General features: G+C 52.0%; 24 protein-coding genes. 7 read left to right on the forward strand and 17 right to left on the reverse strand.

The genetic code is table 11. From position 1 onward, the window contains the following. Position 1 precedes the first annotated feature (1 nt). The 11 genes from accC to CHM34_RS02300 form a co-directional block, all read right to left on the reverse strand. Entirely contained in the window at positions 2–1351 is a 1350-nt protein-coding gene (accC, locus tag CHM34_RS02250) for an acetyl-CoA carboxylase biotin carboxylase subunit (protein ID WP_094262934.1), read from the reverse strand. Between the two features lie 21 nt (positions 1352–1372). Next, entirely contained in the window at positions 1373–1867 is a 495-nt protein-coding gene (gene accB / locus CHM34_RS02255; protein ID WP_094262935.1) for an acetyl-CoA carboxylase biotin carboxyl carrier protein, read from the reverse strand. Between the two features lie 352 nt (positions 1868–2219). Continuing rightward, positions 2220–2786, reverse strand: coding sequence for a SpoIIIAH-like family protein (locus tag CHM34_RS02260; protein WP_094262936.1), 567 nt, complete (start codon positions 2784–2786; stop codon positions 2220–2222). 15 nt (positions 2787–2801) lie between these two features. Next, positions 2802–3440 carry a stage III sporulation protein AG gene (gene spoIIIAG / locus CHM34_RS02265; RefSeq protein WP_169713542.1) on the reverse strand — a complete coding sequence of 213 codons (639 nt, stop codon included), beginning with the start codon at positions 3438–3440 and terminating at the stop codon, positions 2802–2804. A gap of 13 nt (positions 3441–3453) precedes the next feature. Then, the gene (spoIIIAF, locus tag CHM34_RS02270) at positions 3454–4107 is read right to left on the reverse strand and encodes a stage III sporulation protein AF (RefSeq protein ID WP_169713543.1); all 654 of its coding nucleotides are present in this window, start codon (positions 4105–4107) and stop codon (positions 3454–3456) included. 9 nt (positions 4108–4116) lie between these two features. Further along, a complete protein-coding gene (spoIIIAE, locus tag CHM34_RS02275; RefSeq protein ID WP_240511816.1) occupies positions 4117–5301 on the reverse strand; it encodes a stage III sporulation protein AE in 1185 nt (394 codons plus the stop codon). Between the two features lie 13 nt (positions 5302–5314). After that, positions 5315–5704 (reverse strand): stage III sporulation protein AD, encoded by a 390-nt coding sequence (spoIIIAD, locus tag CHM34_RS02280; RefSeq protein WP_094262939.1) that lies wholly within the window; start codon positions 5702–5704, stop codon positions 5315–5317. 19 nt (positions 5705–5723) lie between these two features. Next, on the reverse strand, positions 5724–5930 hold the full coding sequence (gene spoIIIAC, locus CHM34_RS02285) for a stage III sporulation protein AC (RefSeq protein ID WP_094262940.1): 207 nt from the start codon (positions 5928–5930) through the stop codon (positions 5724–5726). A gap of 20 nt (positions 5931–5950) precedes the next feature. Next, positions 5951–6469 carry a stage III sporulation protein SpoIIIAB gene (spoIIIAB, locus tag CHM34_RS02290; RefSeq protein ID WP_169713544.1) on the reverse strand — a complete coding sequence of 173 codons (519 nt, stop codon included), beginning with the start codon at positions 6467–6469 and terminating at the stop codon, positions 5951–5953. Next, positions 6466–7431 (reverse strand): stage III sporulation protein AA, encoded by a 966-nt coding sequence (gene spoIIIAA, locus CHM34_RS02295; RefSeq protein ID WP_094262942.1) that lies wholly within the window; start codon positions 7429–7431, stop codon positions 6466–6468. Before spoIIIAA ends, spoIIIAB begins: the two co-directional genes overlap by 4 nt. A 132-nt stretch (positions 7432–7563) precedes the next feature. Beyond that, a complete protein-coding gene (locus CHM34_RS02300) occupies positions 7564–8016 on the reverse strand; it encodes a CD1247 N-terminal domain-containing protein (RefSeq protein ID WP_094262943.1) in 453 nt (150 codons plus the stop codon). Between the two features lie 140 nt (positions 8017–8156). On the opposite strand from CHM34_RS02300, the gene CHM34_RS02305 reads away from it, so the two are divergent. The 4 genes from CHM34_RS02305 (at position 8157) to CHM34_RS02320 (ending at position 11588) form a co-directional block, all read left to right on the forward strand. Then, positions 8157–9422 carry an MFS transporter gene (locus tag CHM34_RS02305; protein WP_206093731.1) on the forward strand — a complete coding sequence of 422 codons (1266 nt, stop codon included), beginning with the start codon at positions 8157–8159 and terminating at the stop codon, positions 9420–9422. A 76-nt stretch (positions 9423–9498) separates the two neighbouring features. After that, positions 9499–10305: a phosphosulfolactate synthase gene (gene comA, locus CHM34_RS02310; RefSeq protein ID WP_094262944.1), complete on the forward strand. Its 807-nt coding sequence runs from the start codon at positions 9499–9501 to the stop codon at positions 10303–10305. Continuing rightward, positions 10302–11009 carry a 2-phosphosulfolactate phosphatase gene (locus tag CHM34_RS02315; protein ID WP_094262945.1) on the forward strand — a complete coding sequence of 236 codons (708 nt, stop codon included), beginning with the start codon at positions 10302–10304 and terminating at the stop codon, positions 11007–11009. The genes comA and CHM34_RS02315 overlap by 4 nt, the downstream gene beginning before the upstream one ends. 117 nt (positions 11010–11126) lie before the next feature. Further along, positions 11127–11588 (forward strand): DUF441 domain-containing protein, encoded by a 462-nt coding sequence (locus tag CHM34_RS02320; RefSeq protein ID WP_094262946.1) that lies wholly within the window; start codon positions 11127–11129, stop codon positions 11586–11588. Positions 11589–11639: 51 nt separating this feature from the next. On the opposite strand, the gene efp is transcribed toward CHM34_RS02320, so the two are convergent. From efp to aroQ, 3 genes are read right to left on the reverse strand one after another with little or no spacing between them, the layout of a single operon-like run. Next, the gene (gene efp, locus CHM34_RS02325) at positions 11640–12197 is read right to left on the reverse strand and encodes an elongation factor P (RefSeq protein WP_094262947.1); all 558 of its coding nucleotides are present in this window, start codon (positions 12195–12197) and stop codon (positions 11640–11642) included. A gap of 34 nt (positions 12198–12231) precedes the next feature. Next, entirely contained in the window at positions 12232–13302 is a 1071-nt protein-coding gene (locus CHM34_RS02330) for a M24 family metallopeptidase (protein ID WP_094263090.1), read from the reverse strand. 15 nt (positions 13303–13317) lie between these two features. Beyond that, on the reverse strand, positions 13318–13758 hold the full coding sequence (aroQ, locus tag CHM34_RS02335; protein WP_206093732.1) for a type II 3-dehydroquinate dehydratase: 441 nt from the start codon (positions 13756–13758) through the stop codon (positions 13318–13320). Between the two features lie 321 nt (positions 13759–14079). Here aroQ and CHM34_RS02340 point away from each other — a divergent pair, with 321 nt between their 5' ends. Both CHM34_RS02340 and CHM34_RS02345 read left to right on the forward strand, forming a co-directional pair. Further along, positions 14080–14994: a DUF1385 domain-containing protein gene (locus CHM34_RS02340; RefSeq protein WP_094263091.1), complete on the forward strand. Its 915-nt coding sequence runs from the start codon at positions 14080–14082 to the stop codon at positions 14992–14994. A 21-nt stretch (positions 14995–15015) separates the two neighbouring features. Continuing rightward, positions 15016–15339 carry a hypothetical protein gene (locus tag CHM34_RS02345; protein ID WP_094262949.1) on the forward strand — a complete coding sequence of 108 codons (324 nt, stop codon included), beginning with the start codon at positions 15016–15018 and terminating at the stop codon, positions 15337–15339. Between the two features lie 18 nt (positions 15340–15357). Here CHM34_RS02345 and CHM34_RS02350 read toward each other — a convergent pair whose 3' ends face one another. From CHM34_RS02350 to mntR, 3 genes are all read right to left on the reverse strand, one after another. Next, positions 15358–15732 carry a protease complex subunit PrcB family protein gene (locus tag CHM34_RS02350; protein WP_169713545.1) on the reverse strand — a complete coding sequence of 125 codons (375 nt, stop codon included), beginning with the start codon at positions 15730–15732 and terminating at the stop codon, positions 15358–15360. A 1-nt stretch (position 15733) separates the two neighbouring features. Further along, positions 15734–16699 (reverse strand): patatin-like phospholipase family protein, encoded by a 966-nt coding sequence (locus tag CHM34_RS02355; protein ID WP_240511817.1) that lies wholly within the window; start codon positions 16697–16699, stop codon positions 15734–15736. 97 nt (positions 16700–16796) lie between these two features. Further along, a complete protein-coding gene (mntR, locus tag CHM34_RS02360) occupies positions 16797–17234 on the reverse strand; it encodes a transcriptional regulator MntR (RefSeq protein ID WP_094262951.1) in 438 nt (145 codons plus the stop codon). Positions 17235–17514: 280 nt separating this feature from the next. On the opposite strand from mntR, the gene CHM34_RS02365 reads away from it, so the two are divergent. Continuing rightward, the gene (locus tag CHM34_RS02365; protein ID WP_169713546.1) at positions 17515–17979 is read left to right on the forward strand and encodes a DinB family protein; all 465 of its coding nucleotides are present in this window, start codon (positions 17515–17517) and stop codon (positions 17977–17979) included. Positions 17980–18016: the final 37 nt, after the last annotated feature.

Raw genomic sequence — 18016 nt, forward strand, 5'->3', positions numbered from 1 at the left:
GTTATTCCTCCTCAAGGTTCGTCTTTTCCAGGAATTGAATATGAAAGTCTCCGCTGTTAAATTTCGGATGGTTAAGGAGTTTCATATGGAAGGGAATCGTCGTACTGACACCTTCAATCTCATATTCGCTCAGCGCCCTCTTCATCCGGCGAATCGCTTCCTGGCGATCCTTCCCCCATACGATCAATTTTGCAATCATGGAATCATAGAAAGGGGGAATCATGGCACCGGGATATGCGGCACTGTCCACCCGGACCCCCGGCCCCCCCGGAGGAAGATAGAACTGAATCGTCCCCGGTGTCGGCATAAAATTCTTATCCGGATCCTCCGCGTTGACCCGGCATTCCATGGACCAACCGTCAATGACGATATTATCCTGAGTGACGGACAAAGCCTCACCGGCGGCCACCCGTATCTGTTCCTTCACCAGGTCAAGTCCGGTCACCAGCTCCGTCACCGGATGTTCCACCTGGATTCGGGTGTTCATCTCCATAAAATAAAAATCCCCGTTTTTATCCAAGAGGAATTCCACAGTGCCGGCACCTGTATACCCCACCGCTTTCGCCGCATCAACCGCTGCCTGTCCCATCCGCTCTCGCAAACCGGGATCCAAAGCAGGGGAGGGCGCTTCCTCGATCAATTTCTGATAACGGCGTTGGATCGAGCAGTCCCGTTCTCCCAGATGAATCGTATTTCCGTGGCTGTCCGCCAACACCTGAATTTCCACGTGACGGGGTTCAACCAGGTACTTTTCCAAATAGACACCGGGATTTCCGAAATTGGCTTCCGCTTCCTGCTGTGCTGTACGGATTGCGCGTTTCAATTCCTCTTCATCGTGAACAACACGCATTCCTTTGCCGCCACCGCCGGCTGTCGCTTTAACCATGACGGGAAAGCCGATATTGCGAGCCGTTTCCACTGCCGTTTCGAGGTCTTCGATGACGCCTTCCGTTCCCGGAACAACGGGAACTCCGGCGGCTTTCATCGTGTCCCGCGCCGTTGTCTTGTCCCCCATCTGCACGATGGCATCAGGGTGAGGACCGATAAACGTGATATTGCAGGCGGCGCACAGCTCGGCAAAGTCGGCGTTTTCCGATAGAAAGCCGTAACCGGGATGGATGGCGTCAGCCTCGATCAACGTCGCTGTACTCATTAAATTGGTTTTATTGAGATAGCTGTCCCTGGCGGAGGCCGGGCCGATGCAAAAAGCTTCATCGGCCATCTTCACATGGAGAGCCTCCCGATCCGCTTCGGAGTAGATGGCGGCTGTCTCAATCCCCATCTCCTGGCAGGCTCGGATTACGCGAACAGCGATTTCGCCGCGGTTGGCAATCAGTACTTTATTAAACATGATTCTCTCTCCTTCCGCTGTTTAATCGGTTTTAACCAAAAACAGCGGCTGACCGTATTCCACCAGCTGTCCGTTTTCGACGAGTACTTTGACAATCTCGCCCCGCACTTCAGCTTCGATTTCGTTCATCAATTTCATCGCTTCCACGATGCAGACCACTGTTTTTTCTTCGACCGTATCTCCCTTGTCTACATACGGATCTGAGTCGGGTGACGGTGCGCTGTAAAAGGTCCCAACCATAGGGGAGACAATCGGATGAAGATCGGTCTCCTCTTCCTGCTCGACACTGGGCTCCGGTTCCCGGGGTTCTGCCGCTTCTCGCGGCGCGGAAGGGGCCGGCGCAGGCGCGGCGGGCCGCTCTTGAACAGGTTGTTCCGGTTGTTGTTCCGGAGCAACGGGCGCTTCCGACAGCGCTTTCTTGATAACGACTTTGGTTCCGTCGTTATCCAATTCAAACTCCTCAATGGATGATTCGTCAACTAGACGGATCAATTCGCGAAGCTCATGCATCTTCATAGACACGCAACATCCACTCCCTCCGATGTCAATCATCTTGGTCATGCTGGTACAGGACTGTATAGTCAGCCCCGTTCCAAGCGTCCTGCCTATCAGGTATGTACCGAGAGTTTCCCGTACCCGTATGCTGGAAGACCTCCAGCCTTCGAAAAGTCCGCAGATCAAGATTTTATCTCAACAGACGGAACCTCTCAAGCAGGGCTTGTCTGGATAAGCAGACACACCTTGGCCGTAAGCCTGCCCAAGGGCACTTCTGTTCAGTCTATGACCATTTTACGCTCTCTGCCCCACGGAATCAATTGTGCGACAAAAAAGAAAACCCTCTCGGCGAAGAGGGTCCTTCCCGTTTCAATTATTCTCTGTATGCAACGGATACCTTGGTCGCCGGCACATCCATCTGCTTTTTAACCATCCCGATCAGCTGGACGACTTGGTTATTGGAAAGTTTGTCACTCTGAACGATCACATCGACGGATTGATCTTTGCCACTGATGACTACAGCGTCCCGAAACCCTTCATTCCGGATGAGGTCTTCCATCACCGATTCCGTTTTGTCCACTTTCATCAGTTCATCGATCTTCGCCTCAGCTTTTTTCAGTTCCTTTTTGGATGATTCGGGGTCGGTCAGAACCTTCATGTATTCCTCGGTCATCTTCGATCGCAGGGAATTGCGTTGGAGTTGATACCCCACAAAGTAATCGCTTTCCGCCTCCTTGGCGGATGTGTCCTTCTCCTCACCGGTATCCGGTTGGTCCTTCTCCTTCGTCTTCACTTCCACATCGTCGCCCCCTTCATCCTCGTCCTGAACCGCCACCTGATCCGCCGGCTCCACAGGCCCCGTCACGATGTAGTAAGCGGAAAGAACCACCATCAGCGTCAACATCGTTACCAGCCAAACCGTCTGTTTGTTCATATTCATTTCAAACGATCCCCCTCATCCTTTTGGCATCACCGAAATGCGATGGACCGGTACATCCAGTACCCGCTGTACCGCTTCGATCATCGCCGCTTTCACCTTCAGGTTTTCCGCCCCCTCGGCTACGATCAGTACCCCCCTTACCTGGGGCTTGATCTTTTTGACGACAATCGGTTGATCCCCGTTTCCGTTCCTTTGCAACACCACCTTTTCATCCCGGGTCTCTTCACGGATTTTTCTAGAGCCTCCCTTCTGATCCGTTTCGTCGGTAACTTGGTCCGAATGGCGAGTATTCTTTTCCAAAACATTTTTCTCCGACGAATCCAGATTGACCATCACCGACACATCATTGACACCGACCACCTTTCCGAGAACCTCTGACAACTCGCTTTCATACATCGCTTCATAGTCTTTCATCGTCATGGAGTCGGAATTTTTCTTTTTCCAGGCGGGGGTTGCCGCCTCGTCCTCATTCTTCTCTCCGGAAGATTCCGGAGGCAACGTTTCTTCATGGACGGAAAAGAATGAGGACAGGATCATCAGCGCTACACCCAAACAGCCGAGTACAATCAACCAGCGGAATGTATTCACTTTCTTAGCCCCTTCTTCTCCGCCGCCAATCGACTGTTCGATCCGGTCGAATAACCGCTTGAACACCGGGACTCCCTCCTCAACCATCCTCCACTTCCACTTTGATCTGTTCGGGAGGCAACTTCCATGTTTCTTCCACGTATTGGACGATTCGACGGCTCAATGCCCGCTGTTCTGATGACGGCTCATCCTTTTGGTGATCCTCTTTATTGCGGGATTCCGAATCCATGCCGATATCCACCGGATCAACGGGATCGACAGGATCAACCGCTTCCTCCCCCCCTTTGTCGGCGGCCCGCCGAACCACCAGGTGAACGCCTTCAATCCGGGCTTCCTCCTTCCCTTTTGTCTTCACTTCCGACTGGATCACCTCGACAGGGAAGCGCTTTTCCACACCCTTCCGCAAGGTAGCCGCCATCCTTTGTTCCGCCTGCTCGTGAATCAGCCGGTTTTGCGTTTCGGTAAGCTGTTCTCCTTTCTGTTTGATCGCCTTGACGGAGGACAGGTTTTCCCTGCCACTTCCTTCCAACTGCTGATCGCTCAGAGAAGTCAGGTCCAAATCCTGTCGAATCAGCTGAAAGATCGGAGAGAGGATCGCCAGAATGATCAGAAGGCCCATGACCAATTTGACGTAGCGATCCATCGCGTTGTTGGGCAGGAGTAGATCCATGAAGGTAGCCAAGAGAACGAGAATAATGATCTGCTTCAGCCAACCGTTCAAAAGTTCAAACACGGGTCTCACCTACCGAATCATGACGGAAATGTTGCCGGATGCCACAATGATCGTAATCGCCAGGAAGAACATCAGCCCCACCGTAGCCATAGCGGCAAAAACGTAGATCAAAGTTTTAGAAATGATACTGAGGCATTCGACGATCGGACTGTTTCCCAAGGGTTGCATCACAGCCGCCGAAAAACTGTAGATCAACGCTAGAGAGAGGATTTTCAGGGCGGGAAAAGCGCTGATGAAGAGGAGAATCAGAACTCCGGCCATACCCACGGCATTCTTGACCAAAAGGGAGGCCCCCACTACCGTATCCGCCGCATCGGAGAACATCCGCCCGACAACGGGAACAAAATTGCCGGTTACATACTTGGCCGTTCGGATCGTCACTCCGTCGGTGACTGCGGCCGTTGCTCCCTGGACTGAGATAATCCCGAGAAAGATTGTTAACAGGCTTCCCAGCAATCCGACACTGACCCGGCGAAGCAATCCGGCCAACTGGTTTACTTTGTATTTGTCGGACAGACAGCTGACGATGGAAAGCACCGCCGAAAAGAACAAAAGGGGGAAGACAACGAGATGAATCAGTGTGCCGATGGTGTGAATCATCAGAACAATCAAGGGGTGGAACATACCGACGGAGCCGAAATTACCCATTGATGCGAGCAGTGTTAGTACCAGCGGAACCAAAGCCATCATGAAATGAATCATTCGTTCAATCGCTGTTTTAGCGGATTCCACCGCCACCGAGAAACTGTCCATCGCCAGGATGATGATGACCATGAAAGCGATCGCATAGGCGATTTTGCTCACCTGATTCCGTTCAAAGGCGGTCTGTAAAGTGGATAAAATCATGCTGAAAACCGTCAAAACAATGATGGTTCCCAGAAGCTTTCCGTTATAGAGGATTTCATGAAACAGATATTTGAGAAAGCCTTGAACCAAGTTTCCCCATTCAAAACCCTCTGACCCCTTGGACAGAACCAGATCAAACAGGTCCGCCGGCTGTCCTTCCGGAAAAAAGCGTTCATATTCCCGACGAAGTTCTTCCCAGAAGGACTTTACCTCTTCTGTCTGCAGCTGATCCAGTTGCGTCCGAACCACCTTTTCTTCCACCGATTCGTCCGCCTCCGCCGCAGCAGGAACGGGAAGAGACCCCGCGATCAGGAACAGGAAGCACAGAAGGCGAATCCTTTTAGCCATCGGAACCATCCTTTTAAGTAGGCAGAATTTGGACGATCGTTTCAATAATCATGGTAATAATCGGAATCGCCATCACCATAATCAGAATTTTCCCGGCCAATTCGATTTTGGAAGCGATGGAACCTTGTCCCGCATCCCGGGTCACCTGCGCGCCGAACTCGGCGATATATGCAATACCGATAATTTTGAGAATGGTTTCCAAAAAGAGAGTGTTCACTCGGGCCTGTTCCGCCAGCCGGGTCAATACATGAAGCACATCGGCGATTTTTCCGATCAGGCTCAGGAAGATGATAACTCCAGTAAAAGTGGCCAACAGAAAAGCAAAAACCGGCTTTTGCTCCTTAAGCACCAGGACGAGGAAGGTGGCGACGAGTCCCAGCCCCACCACCTGGACGATTTCCAAGTGGATCGCCCCCTTCCGTTTACGCGTGGAATAAAAAGACATTCTTAATCGTTTGGAACAGGTCCTGGACTAACATGACCACCATGAACAAAACGACAATAAACCCGATCAGCGTCACCCAGTGGGCGTAATCTTCCTTTCCCATCTGCTTGAGTACCGTATGCATCATCGCGACAATGATCCCTATGCCCGCAATCTGGAAGATCGCATCGACGTTATAAGGCATCGGTGTCTCCCCCCACCTGTTCAGTAAATCAGAATGACGATCAGAGCCCCCGCCAGGATCCCGAGACTTTTGCACATTTTTTCATAACGGGTCTGCTCCTCCCGGGCCTGATTTTCTTCCACCTGAAGATTGCTCTTTACCCGGGCCAGATTGGCGAGCTGGTCTTCCCTGTTGGAAATCCCCAATGTTTTGCCAAAATCGATGAGGACTTCCCGCTCAGGTGCCTTCATCGCAGTCTCCGGCCAGACCTCGTCAACCGCCTTTTTCCAACATTCATAGGTGGATACCCCGTCCAACCCTTTCAGATACTCCGTACAACGTTGATAAAGGATTCCTATCGGCTTTTTCTCCCTGCGGGCGATATGCTCGCAAACCTGATCCAACCGCCTGGATCCATAAATGATCTCTGTCTCCAACAACGAAAGAGAAGTGCGTAACCGACGGATTTGCCGGGGGCGGTCCGCAAAGCTTTTTGCGGTTCGAAACCCGATAATGGAGGTGGATAGGAGGATCAAGGCGGCTCCCAGCAGCTTGATCACAGGGTTTCCGCCACCTCCCGACGAGTCAGCCGTTTTAAGGATCCGTCGAAAACGGCTTCCACCGTCCCGGGTCCCTGCTTGCGACTGAGCAATACGTAACGGGAGAACACTCTTTCCCGGATCAGCCGGCTAAGGGCCGGACGTCTGCAAATTTCGTCCATAGAGCGTCCGTGAGCGGTTGTGATCAGGTGAACCCCGGCATGAACAGCCTCGAAGATCGCCTCTGTATCCTCCTTGCGGCCGATTTCATCTACGACCAGAAGATCGGGAGACATGGAACGGATCATCATCATCATTCCCTCCGCCTTGGGACAGCCGTCCAGTACATCGGTTCTCGGTCCGACTCCCAACTGGGGAACACCGTCCACACAACCGGCTATTTCCGAACGCTCGTCGACGATCCCTACTTTTTGCGGAATCAAGCCACCTTCTCCTAGGCTCGCCAAGCGGGCAAGATCTCGGATCAGAGTGGTCTTGCCGCACTGGGGCGGGGAAACGACGAGGAGTTGATCCAACCGATTCCGCCGGCGGATACGGGGTAAGAGCGGAAGGGCCACCCCCGTGATCGGACGGGCAATGCGCAGGTTGAACCCCGTCACCTCCCGAAGGTGCTTCACCTCCCCCCCTTCCACGACCACCCGGCCGGTCAACCCGATACGGTGCCCGCCTTCGATGGTGACGTAGCCTCGTCGCAATTCCTCCTCCAAAGCATAAAGGGAATGGTTGCTAACCAAATTGAGCATCTTGGCACAATCGTCTTTGGTCGGGTGATATCCCTCGTTCTCTTTTTGAACCGGTTGACCCCGAGCGCTGACAAACCGGGACTGCGACCGGGTGATCACTTCCAACGGACGCCCCTGCCGTACCCGGATCTCCTCCAATGAATGTTTCATCGGTTCCGGCAGCGACTCTATCATCCGGCGCAAGCTTTGTGGAAGCGTTCCAAGGATGGGCCGGGGCATCGGAACCCCCTCCTGTCCATACGGGATTTACCTAATAGTTATGGCGGAGGGACAATCATTATGACCCGGCACATAAAAAAGAGCGGACCTCGTCCGCTCTCTCGAAGGTTTGTAAAAATCCATAGAATCCACTTAATGAAGATCGGCACCGGTACGGGCCCGTTCCCCCTTTTCCCATACATCGCCTTCGTCATTCACCAACACGACTTTGTCACAGTGCGGACAGAGTACATCCATTTCAGGGCCATCGGCAAAAATCTCCTCGTCGACGAGAAGGGATTCATCGCATCCCGGACAATGGACCTCCCAGAATCCAATGTCTTCCTCCTCTTCCCACCCTGTCTCTTCATCCTCTTCATACAAAAGTAACTCCAGTTCATTCAGATCTACGTCCACCGCTTCTACATAATCTTCCAGTTCAGTCAACCGCAAGCGCAATTGGTCGTGTTCCTCCGCCATTGCGTCCAGCAGTTGGATCATTCGCTTTAAAACATTGCTTTCCGGCCTTTTTTCCATCTGTTCGTTGCCTTCCATCAATCCCCGGATGTAGGCCAAGTCTCTGCGTACACCATTGGATGGATCCACGGGTCTCGTTCCTTTCCTGAGAAGTTTCCCGTTAGTTTCCCACTCCCATCCGGAGACATACCCTGTCAGAGTTTAAATAGCAAAACGGCTTTTGGGTTAGGCTATCGAAGTACGCACTACTCGAACGAGGTGAACACGATTTGGCTACTCAATCTTCCGGAAAAAAACCGAAAACCGGTGTATGGGTACTGGCCAGCTTAAGTGCCGTTCCTCTGATCATGGTTTTGGGCAACTCCATGCTAATCCCGGTCCTGCCCACCATTGAATCGAAAATGAATGTCTCCCCGCTGCAAGTGAGTTTACTGATCACATTGTTCTCCGTTCCAGCGGGACTAGTCATCCCTCTGGCCGGCATTTTATCGGACCGACTCGGACGGAAACCGATCATCATTCCCTCCCTGATTCTGTATGGGGCCGGCGGTTTGCTGACGGGGTTCGCCTCTATATGGGGGATGTATGGACTGATGCTGACCGGCCGGATCATTCAGGGAATCGGAGCCGCCGGAACCGCTCCCATCACCATGGCGCTGGTCAGCGATCTATACCAAAAGGAGGGAAGGAGTAAAGCTCTCGGTGTCATCGAAGCGTCCAACGGCATGGGGAAAGTGTTAAGTCCCATCCTCGGATCCCTGCTCGCTCTGATTACATGGTACACCCTTTTTTTCGCCTTTCCCATTTTAACTGTTCCCTCCGCCTTGGCCATTTGGTTTTTGATCAAAGAGCCGAATCGGAATCAAAAAGAACAACCCCTCGCTCAATACAAGGATCATCTGAAAAAAACCTGGGACCGGCAGGGTCGTTGGTTATCCGTCGCTTTTTTCGCCGGATTGATTACCATGTTCACTCTGTTCGGCGTTCTCTTTTTCCTGTCGGACCTGTTGGAGAAGCGGTACGGGATCGATGGGGTCCTCAAAGGACTGATCCTGGCCATTCCCCTGTTGGCGATGAGTACCACTTCTTACTTGGCTGGAAGTCATGTCAACCAAAAGATGAGCATCATGAAAAAATTCATCGTCATCGGCCTGTTTATGATCGCCGTCGGAATGGGTTTGGTACCCTTTTTCAACAATACTTACGTTTTATTGGCAATTTTGGTGGGAATCGGCGTGGGGAGCGGATTGATCCTCCCCTGTCTCAACACATTGATCACCTCTGCCGTCGGTTCTCAGGAAAGGGGCATGATCACCTCATTATATAACAGTATCCGTTTTTTGGGAGTCGCACTGGGTCCACCGGTCTTTGGCGCCTTAGCGGGAGCCAAGATCTGGCTGTTTCTCGGTAACGCCTTCCTCTCCGCCATCGGCGGTTTTCTATCCATGATCTTCATCCGAAAGCCGGAACGCCTGAAAGGGAAAGGGGGAAAATCGCGTCTGCTCCTTCGCAAAAAAGGGTTGCGACCCACTTGATCTTCCGGGGCACCTGTACCCTCCTCACCGCATAACATAGTGACCGAACGACTCGTCAGGAAGTGAGGAGAGCCGGATGGACCCCTTTACCGAGAAAACATGGGAAACGCGATTGCTTGATCCGTCCCTGGAACGAGAGTCCAAACCCCGTTTAAGCGGATTGACTATGGTTATTGATAAGGGACTGGGTTTAACCGCTTTTAAAGATTTGTTGGATTTAGCCGGTGACTACATCGATTTCATCAAGTTGGGATTTGGGACCGCCAGCCTAACGCCCTTTCCCGTACTCAAAGAAAAACTGAATCTGGCTGGCCTTCACGGGATCCATCTCTATCCCGGAGGAACCTTTTTTGAGGTGGCCTGGGCACAACAACAAACAGATGACTTTTTCCACACCTTGTCGGACATGGGTTTTTCCTGGGTCGAGATCTCCGACGGGACCATCGATTTGCAGGACGAGGAACGCTCCCGGTGCATCCGGAAGGCCCGTGACTGTTCTTTCCGGGTGATCACAGAAATCGGAAAAAAGATGAAAGGATCCGTAACCCCTGTTTCCGACTTGGCTCACACCTTTTTCAAAGACCGGGATGACGGTGCTGAGTACATTATTGTGGAGGGACGGGAATCAGGCCGGAATATCGGTATCTTCGATTCCCAGGGGGGTGTGGATACGGATTACGTGCTCAATATTTATGAACGAGTGGAAAGCCACCGATTGATTTGGGAATGTCCCCAAAACCCGCAACAAGTGGCGATTCTCAAACTGCTGGGCTCAAAAGCGAATTTGGGTAATATTCCCGCTCAGGAAGCTCTGTCCGTGGAATCTCTGCGCAGGGGTTTGCGTTCGGATACCTTTTTTACTTTCGGAGGGTATTCCATATGATGGTAACGGTGGTACCTCATGTGGATGAATTAAAGAGCGATCAGCTCGTTCACAAAACCATCGTCGTCATCGATATATTCCGTGCCTCCAGCTGTATCATCACCGCCCTGGCCCATGGAGCCGCCTTTATCCGGCCTGCCGAAACCGTCTCCGAAGCCCGAAAGCTGGCCGGAAAAAGACTCCTCACCGGCGGGGAGCGATATGGAAAAAGATTGGAGGGGTTTGATCTGGGTAATTCCCCCTCCGATTACACCTCGGACAAAGTGAACGGGCGCGGGATTGTCATGACGACGACCAACGGAACTCGTGCCCTGATTAAAGCGGGACGAGGAACTCATGTCCTCATCGGCGGATTTCTCAACGCCGCGGCTTGTGCCTTATCCACCAAAAATCTACACAGGGATGTCCTGCTACTCTGTGCCGGAACCCGAGGGGAATTTTCTCTGGAAGACGGTGTTGCCGCGGGTTGTCTCCTGGACCGAATGCAGACACTGGATCCCTCTGTACACTGCGATGACTTGGGCCTCGCATTGAAAAACTGTTACCTCTCTTGCCGGGAACGGCTCTTTGAAACCCTCTCCCTGAGTCAATCGGGACAACGTCTGACGGGAAAGGGATTGCAGCGGGATCTCCGGGATTGTCTTCAGCCGGACCGCTATCGGCTTGTCCCCCGTTGGCAGGAAGGAAAAATTGTATGTGAATAACCCGCTCCAGACCCGTCTGAGAGCGGGTAAAACTTGTATCCGCCCATCCGATCTTTAATAATTTTCCGTATCCCCCCATAGATTGAACCAAAAGAATTTTTGGACAGGGGATACGCTATGAAACCGGACCTTCTTCTCGTCTTGCTGATCGTGATCGGCCTCGTCGGTCGTTCTCCGATCATCGCTACTGCGGCGAGCCTGCTCCTCATCCTCAAATTGACCCACCTGGAACGCTTTTTTCCCGCAGTGGAACGCCGCGGCCTGGAAATAGGACTTCTTTTTCTCACGATCGCAGTCTTGGTACCCTTCGCCTCCGGACGTATATCCTTAAAAGAGGTTTTCTCCGTCTTTACGACATTGCCGGGCCTCTTGGCATTGGCAGGCGGGGCGCTGGCCACCTATATGAACGGAAAAGGATTGGATCTTTTGAAAGTGGATCCCCAAATGATCGTCGGACTGGTGATCGGATCGATTTTCGGGATTGTCTTTCTGCGGGGGATTCCCGTGGGGCCGTTGATGGCGGCGGGAATTACCGCTTTTTTAATCAAGATTATGGACTGGTTATGGAAGGCTTTCTGATCTACTGAAAAAACCGCCGGGTGATACCGACGGTTTTTTGGCTTCAGCGGCTCAAGCTCGGGAGACGTATTCCTCTTTTCGGGTATCGATGATTAACCGTTCTCCTTCGTTGATGAAAAGAGGAACCTGAACCACCAGTCCCGTTTCCATTTTCGCCGGTTTGGAACCTCCAGTGGCGGTATCACCCCGAATACCGGGATCCGTCTCCACGACTTCCAGTTCCACGGTATTGGGCAATTCCATTCCGATCGTTTCTCCCTGATAAAGGATCAGATTGACATTCATGTTCTCCTTGATAAATTTCAGTTCGCGCTCCAGCTTCTCACCGGGAATTTGGATCTGATCAAAGGTTTCATTATCCATAAATGTGTAATCGCCGCCGCTTTCATAGAGATACTGCATCTGACGACTTTCCACATGGGCGCGGGGGACTTTCTCGCCGGCGCGGAACGTGCGTTCCTGGATGTTGCCGTTGCGCAGATTGCGTAACTTGGAGCGGACGAAAGCCGCTCCTTTGCCGGGCTTTACGTGCTGAAAATCGATGACCTGCCATACATCGTTGTCCAGTTCAATGGTTAAACCGGTCCGAAAATCGTTAGTCGAAATCATCAACGTTCCTCCTTTACATCCTAAAACATGAGCTCTATTCGATGATGATGAGTTCTTTCGAGCTGTGAGTCAACACTTCATATCCTTCAGCCGTCACCAACACGTCGTCTTCAATCCGGACTCCGCCAAAGTCCGGCAGATAAATCCCCGGTTCCACCGTCACGACCATTCCGGGTTCCAGGAGGGTGCCCTCCTTTACAGATAGACCCGGCTTTTCGTGAACTTCCATACCCAGGCTGTGACCGGTGCTGTGGCCGAAATATTCTCCGTAGCCCCTGCGAATAATCCAGTCACGGGCAACAGCGTCCGCCTCCTTCCCGGTCAAACCCGGCCGAATCGCTTTGACTGCTCTTTTTTGAGCCTCCAGAACGATCTCATAAATTTCCCGTTGCCGGTGATCAGGCTGTCCCAGCATCACTGTACGGGTCATATCGGAACAGTATCCCTGATATAGCGCTCCGAAATCCATCGTGACCAAATCACCTTTTTGCAAGGATCGGTCGCTGGCAACCCCGTGAGGCAATGCCGACCGGGGACCGGAAGCGACAATGATATCGAAGGAAGAGGAATCCGCCCCCATCTCCCGCATCAGGAACTCCAAACGCATCGAAATTTCCCGCTCCGTTTTACCGGGCCGGATCTCCCCCAAGACGGCTTCAAAAGCATGATCGGCAATTCGCGCCGCCTCCGTTATGGTTTCAATCTCCCAGGCATCCTTTACTTCCCTCAACTTCTCCACCACTCGGCCCACCGGAACCGCCCGGGTGGACTTTAGGCTCTCGGACAACCGCTGATATTGGCCAAAAGTGAGATGGTCCTTTTCAAAAGCGATGGAACGGATGCCCAGGTTGTCGCATTGTTCCTTTACTGTAGTAAAGGGGTTGCCTTTATGCTGGATGAAATCGTAATTCGGCGCTTGTTCCTTCGCTTGAACCCTGTAACGGAAATCGGAAATCAAAACCTGTGCCTCTGAAGTGACAATCACCCACCCTGCTGACCCTGTAAAACCGGTCAGATATCGGCGATTGATCGGATGGCTGACCAGAAGCGCCTCCATACCCTGGTCATCCATCCATTTACGCAATCGATTCAGCCGCTTTTTCAACAACCTCTCTCCTTTCTAGGGCCCTTTCAAAAACCGGATCGCCGCTCTCAAGCCCAACTCGTATCCGGCACTGCCGAAGCCGACGATCTGCCCCGCTGTGACAGGTGCTGTCACGGAAATCCCGCGAAATGCTTCACGGTTATGAATGTTGGACATATGTACCTCAATGGCGGGTACACTGACCGATGCCAGCGCATCCCGCAAAGCGTAACTGTAATGGGTGAGAGCCCCTGGATTGATGATTAGGGCGTTGTATTCTCCTTCTGCCTCGTGAATGCAATCGATAAGGGCTCCTTCATGGTTGGATTGGAATACGCTTACCTCCAACCCCCATTCCCTTCCGCGTTGTTGAAGACGGGCATTGAGCTGATCCAGTGTTTCATGCCCGTAGATCTCCGGCTCTCGCTGTCCGAGACGGTTGAGATTGGGGCCGTGTAGTACCAATATCTTCGACAAAGGATTCACCCCCATTCTTCCTTCGCCATTGTAACACAAAACCCTGTAACCCCGACGAATCCGTCCCTTATCTATTCTCTGAAAGCAAAGAGCGGGTCATTCGTCGAAAATAACAACGTTTACAGCCGATTGATCCCATCCACGGGAAAGAGATTACACCCTCCTCCCAGTGATATGTTAAAATGGGAATATTGCATCGGATCATTGTCAATTCGATAAAAAACCAGGATAAGACATCGAGCTCAGCGTGGTGGAGGTGGAAAAAAACCAGTGGCCGAAAAACCGACAGCATACGGCGGTCAGGCCGTTGTCGAAGGTGTCATGATGGGCGGACGTCGAGCCCAGGTAACAGCCATCCGTCGGAAAAACGGCGAAATCGAACTGTACGAATTGGCTCGACGGACCCCTGCACCCTTGGGCTGGCTGAAAAAGATTCCACTGATTAGAGGAATCATCGCGCTTATCGAGTCCAGCGCTTCCGGATCGAAGCATCTGCAATTCGCTACCGACCGCTATGATCTGGAACCCGGTGAGGAAGTGGAAGAAGCATCCGCCTCCAAACTGCAAATGGTCCTGGGCGTCACAGCCGTAGGCGTTCTATCGCTGGTGGTCGGGAAATCTCTGTTTACTGCCTTGCCCGCATTTTTGGCCAGCATTCTCTTCGACGGCACGGTTACCAACCTGATCCTGCAAAACCTGATCGAAGGGGGGATCAAAACCCTCCTGCTCCTGGGCTATCTATTTGCAATCGCCCAGACCCCCATTATCAAACGGCTGTTTCAATACCACGGAGCCGAACATAAAGTGATTAATGCCTACGAATCCGGGGTAGAATTAACCATAGACCGTGTTCAAAAACAGTCGACACTCCATTATCGGTGCGGGAGCAGCTTCATTATCCTGACCATCATCGTCGGAGTTGTCCTGTATTCCTTCTTCAGCTACGACAACGTGTGGGACCGAATCGCCATCCGGCTGATGCTGATTCCCGCAGTCGTGGGGCTTTCCTATGAGTTGCTCCGAATCACCAATGCGCTTCGGGACATCCCCGTACTGACCTATCTGGGATATCCGGGTTTGTGGCTGCAAAAGCTGACAACGCGTGAACCCGACGATGAACAAGTGGAAGTCGCGATTGCCGCCTTCAACCGAATGCGGGAATTGGAGGATCAACCGGCAAAAACGTTGAACCGTTCTTCCCCGGCCCACGACCGGATCAGCAGTGTGGGATCTTGAAGAAACGAGGGAGATTGTTCCATGTTCAGTACCAAGCAGAAGTTTTGGCGATGGATCGTGATCGGTTTGATCACCGTCGGCCTGGTACGACTCCTGTTTGTGCAAACCTCCACCGTCATTCTGTTTACACTCGTGATCGGTGGTATCTACTACCTGTACAAACGGCCGCCCCGGTGGTTGATTCGGCTCGGTTACCCCGGGAATGCCCCTGGACAGTTTCAGGTACCCAAACAAGCCCCTTCCCGGCATCGGAAGAAGGAAAACAAGTATACAAAAAAACGCCGTTCTTTTCGGGTGATTGATGGCAACAAAAAAAATTCCGAGAGAAACACCAAAACCCAGTAGTCTCTTCTACTGGGTTTTTCACCGTTTTTGCCCAAAGGGGGTACCTGTTGCCGCATCGATCACTGACGGCGGCTTTCCCCGGATTTGAAACGCCAAATACGGGTAAGCCAACACCTGGGGGTGCATAGCTCCCGGTTCCGGGGCCTCTTCCCGGACCACAATCAAGAGCTTCCCCCCTTCCTTCTTTTCCTCGACAAACACCAGCCGATAACCCGGATTGGGCTTGACACCGGAGGCAACTACCAAAAGCCGCTTCCCTTTGACATTCATCCGGTGAACCCCTCGCTCCTGTTTGATGTGCTTCAACCAGTGCAGGGCGTCATTCGGCAGATTCCGTTCCGCTCGTTTCGTAAGGAGGCGTACCGCGGCCTCCCCTTTTCTCTCCGAATCCACCTTATACACCTCCTTCATCCGACTTGGAAGGTCTGATCCGATAAGTGATACCATCCGTACACCGATCGGCCAGATACCGTTTAAAGGTCCAGTCCCGAAAAAAACATCGCGCGGCATCGACTCCCGCTTCAAACAAAGCTCTCCTTCTCTCCTCTTCGAGATTGAAATCCGTCATTTCCACTCCCAAGGTAGGTACCTGAATCGTCCGAATTTTGTCCTGCTCTTTGATATGACGGTTATCATGGGCATCCAGCATGGTGAGAAACATCGCCCGGAGCAAGGAGATCGGTCCGTTGATGCGACGCGGTTCTCCTCCCGTCTCTGACAAGAACCGAAATCCGAAAGTCGGCCAGCGCGGGGGATTTTTATCAAAGATCCATACCGGAAAATTGCTCAGTACGCCTCCATCCACCACATAACTGACCGCTTTGGAAGCGCGGTGATAAACTTTGACCGGATCGAAAAAGAGGGGGATGGAACAACTCATCCGCACGGCTCGCGCGACGGAGAACTTTGCGGGATGGATCCCGTAATCCTCCAAATCCCGGGGTAAAACCAGCAAGTTTCTCCGGCTGATGTCGGAAGCGATGATCGAAAGCTCCCGTTCCTTCAAGTCGGCAAAGGTATAAACCCCCTTTTCCGCCAAAAGCCCCCCCACCCACTGCTCCAGGGGTTTCCCGGGATACAGCCCCTTATGAATCCACAGACGAAGAACGGTTCCAATCCAGGGAATTTTATGCCAGGTATCAGGAGTGAACCGGGTAAAATCATGTTGATATAACAGTCGATACAGTTCCCCACTCCGATAACCGGCGGCCAACAAAGAAGCGATGATCGCCCCCGCCGATGTCCCGGCCAGCCGTTTCCATTCGTACCCCTTCTCCTCCGCCACGCTCAAAGCTCCCACTAAACCGAAGGCCTTAATCCCTCCACCCTCCAGCACAGCATCCGCGCGAATGGAAAACACCCCCTGTTAGGATGAGACACCCTACACCTTTCGCTTTATGTGTATGCCGACGATCGATAAAAAACCCCCATGGCCGGCCACAGGGTTCGATTCATCATCAGGGACTCATATCTTCTTCCACCTCGTCCGCCTCTTTGAGAGCTCGCAGTTCCGCAATCCTCTCCGGATTTTTCTGAAAATATTCCACCAGGTATTCAATGCTGGTAATGGAATCCCAACTGAGATGATGTTCAATTCCTTCGACATCGTCATAGATGAGCTCCTCACTGACTCCGATGATACGCAGGAATTCCTCCAACAACGTATGCCGGTCCACTAACCGCTTTCCGATCTTTTTTCCTTTTGACGTCAGAACCAGTCCGCGGTATTTCTCGTAGACCAGGTATTTACTCTGGTCGAGCTTTTGAACCATTTTCGTGACAGACGAGGGATGTACCTCCAACGCCTCCGCAATATCGGAAACCCGTGCATACCCTTTTGTATCGATCAGTTTATAAATGTTCTCCAGATAATCTTCCATACTCGGCGTCGGCATGTCACTTCCCCCTATCCACATTCTGCTGACCCGCCGCTGTCGACGAAACATATTCCCGCCGCTTATTACATAGGCACGGGATTCACACTCGCATGAGAAGTATACCATATATTTATCGATCCATGGATAATCGGGCTTAACCTTCTTACGATCCCCTTACGATCCTTTCCGATCGAATACTCATCGACTCCGTCGCATTTCGCCACCTCCACAAACATTGTCATATCATTCAAAATAAAGTATGATGGATGGACTAAAAAAACAGACAGGTGGGATGACAGTGAATCATTTTTTAATAACGCAATTTGAGATGGGCCGGGAACGTCTGCAATCCTTTTTACAATCCACCCCCGAAACGTTATCCGATCAAATGCCGAAAGGATTCAACAACACGATTCATTGGAACGCAGGCCACATCTTAACGGTGGCTGATGCATTGTTCGAGTTAAAGATGCTTCCCCCGAAATATAAGGAGTTATTCTGGAATGGAACAAAACCCGCGGATTGGACGGGAGACGTCCCTTCTCTGAAAACCTTGATCTCTCAATTACAAGAACAGATGGAACCCATCAAAGAAACCCTCAGCGACGGATTGGAAAAGAAGTTGGAAAAACCCATTCAACTCCCGAATGGTTACCAAATGGAAACGACAGGATCCGTCGTCGGTTTCAATAATTCTCATGAAGCGATACACATGGGATATATGAACGCATTGAAACGAACGATCGAAGGGCAAAGCCAATAAGAGTGACCTCGGATGGGGCATCGCCGTGAAAAAAAGA

Source organism: Paludifilum halophilum, assembly GCF_002245355.1.
GTDB lineage: Bacteria > Bacillota > Bacilli > Thermoactinomycetales > DSM-45169 > Paludifilum > Paludifilum halophilum.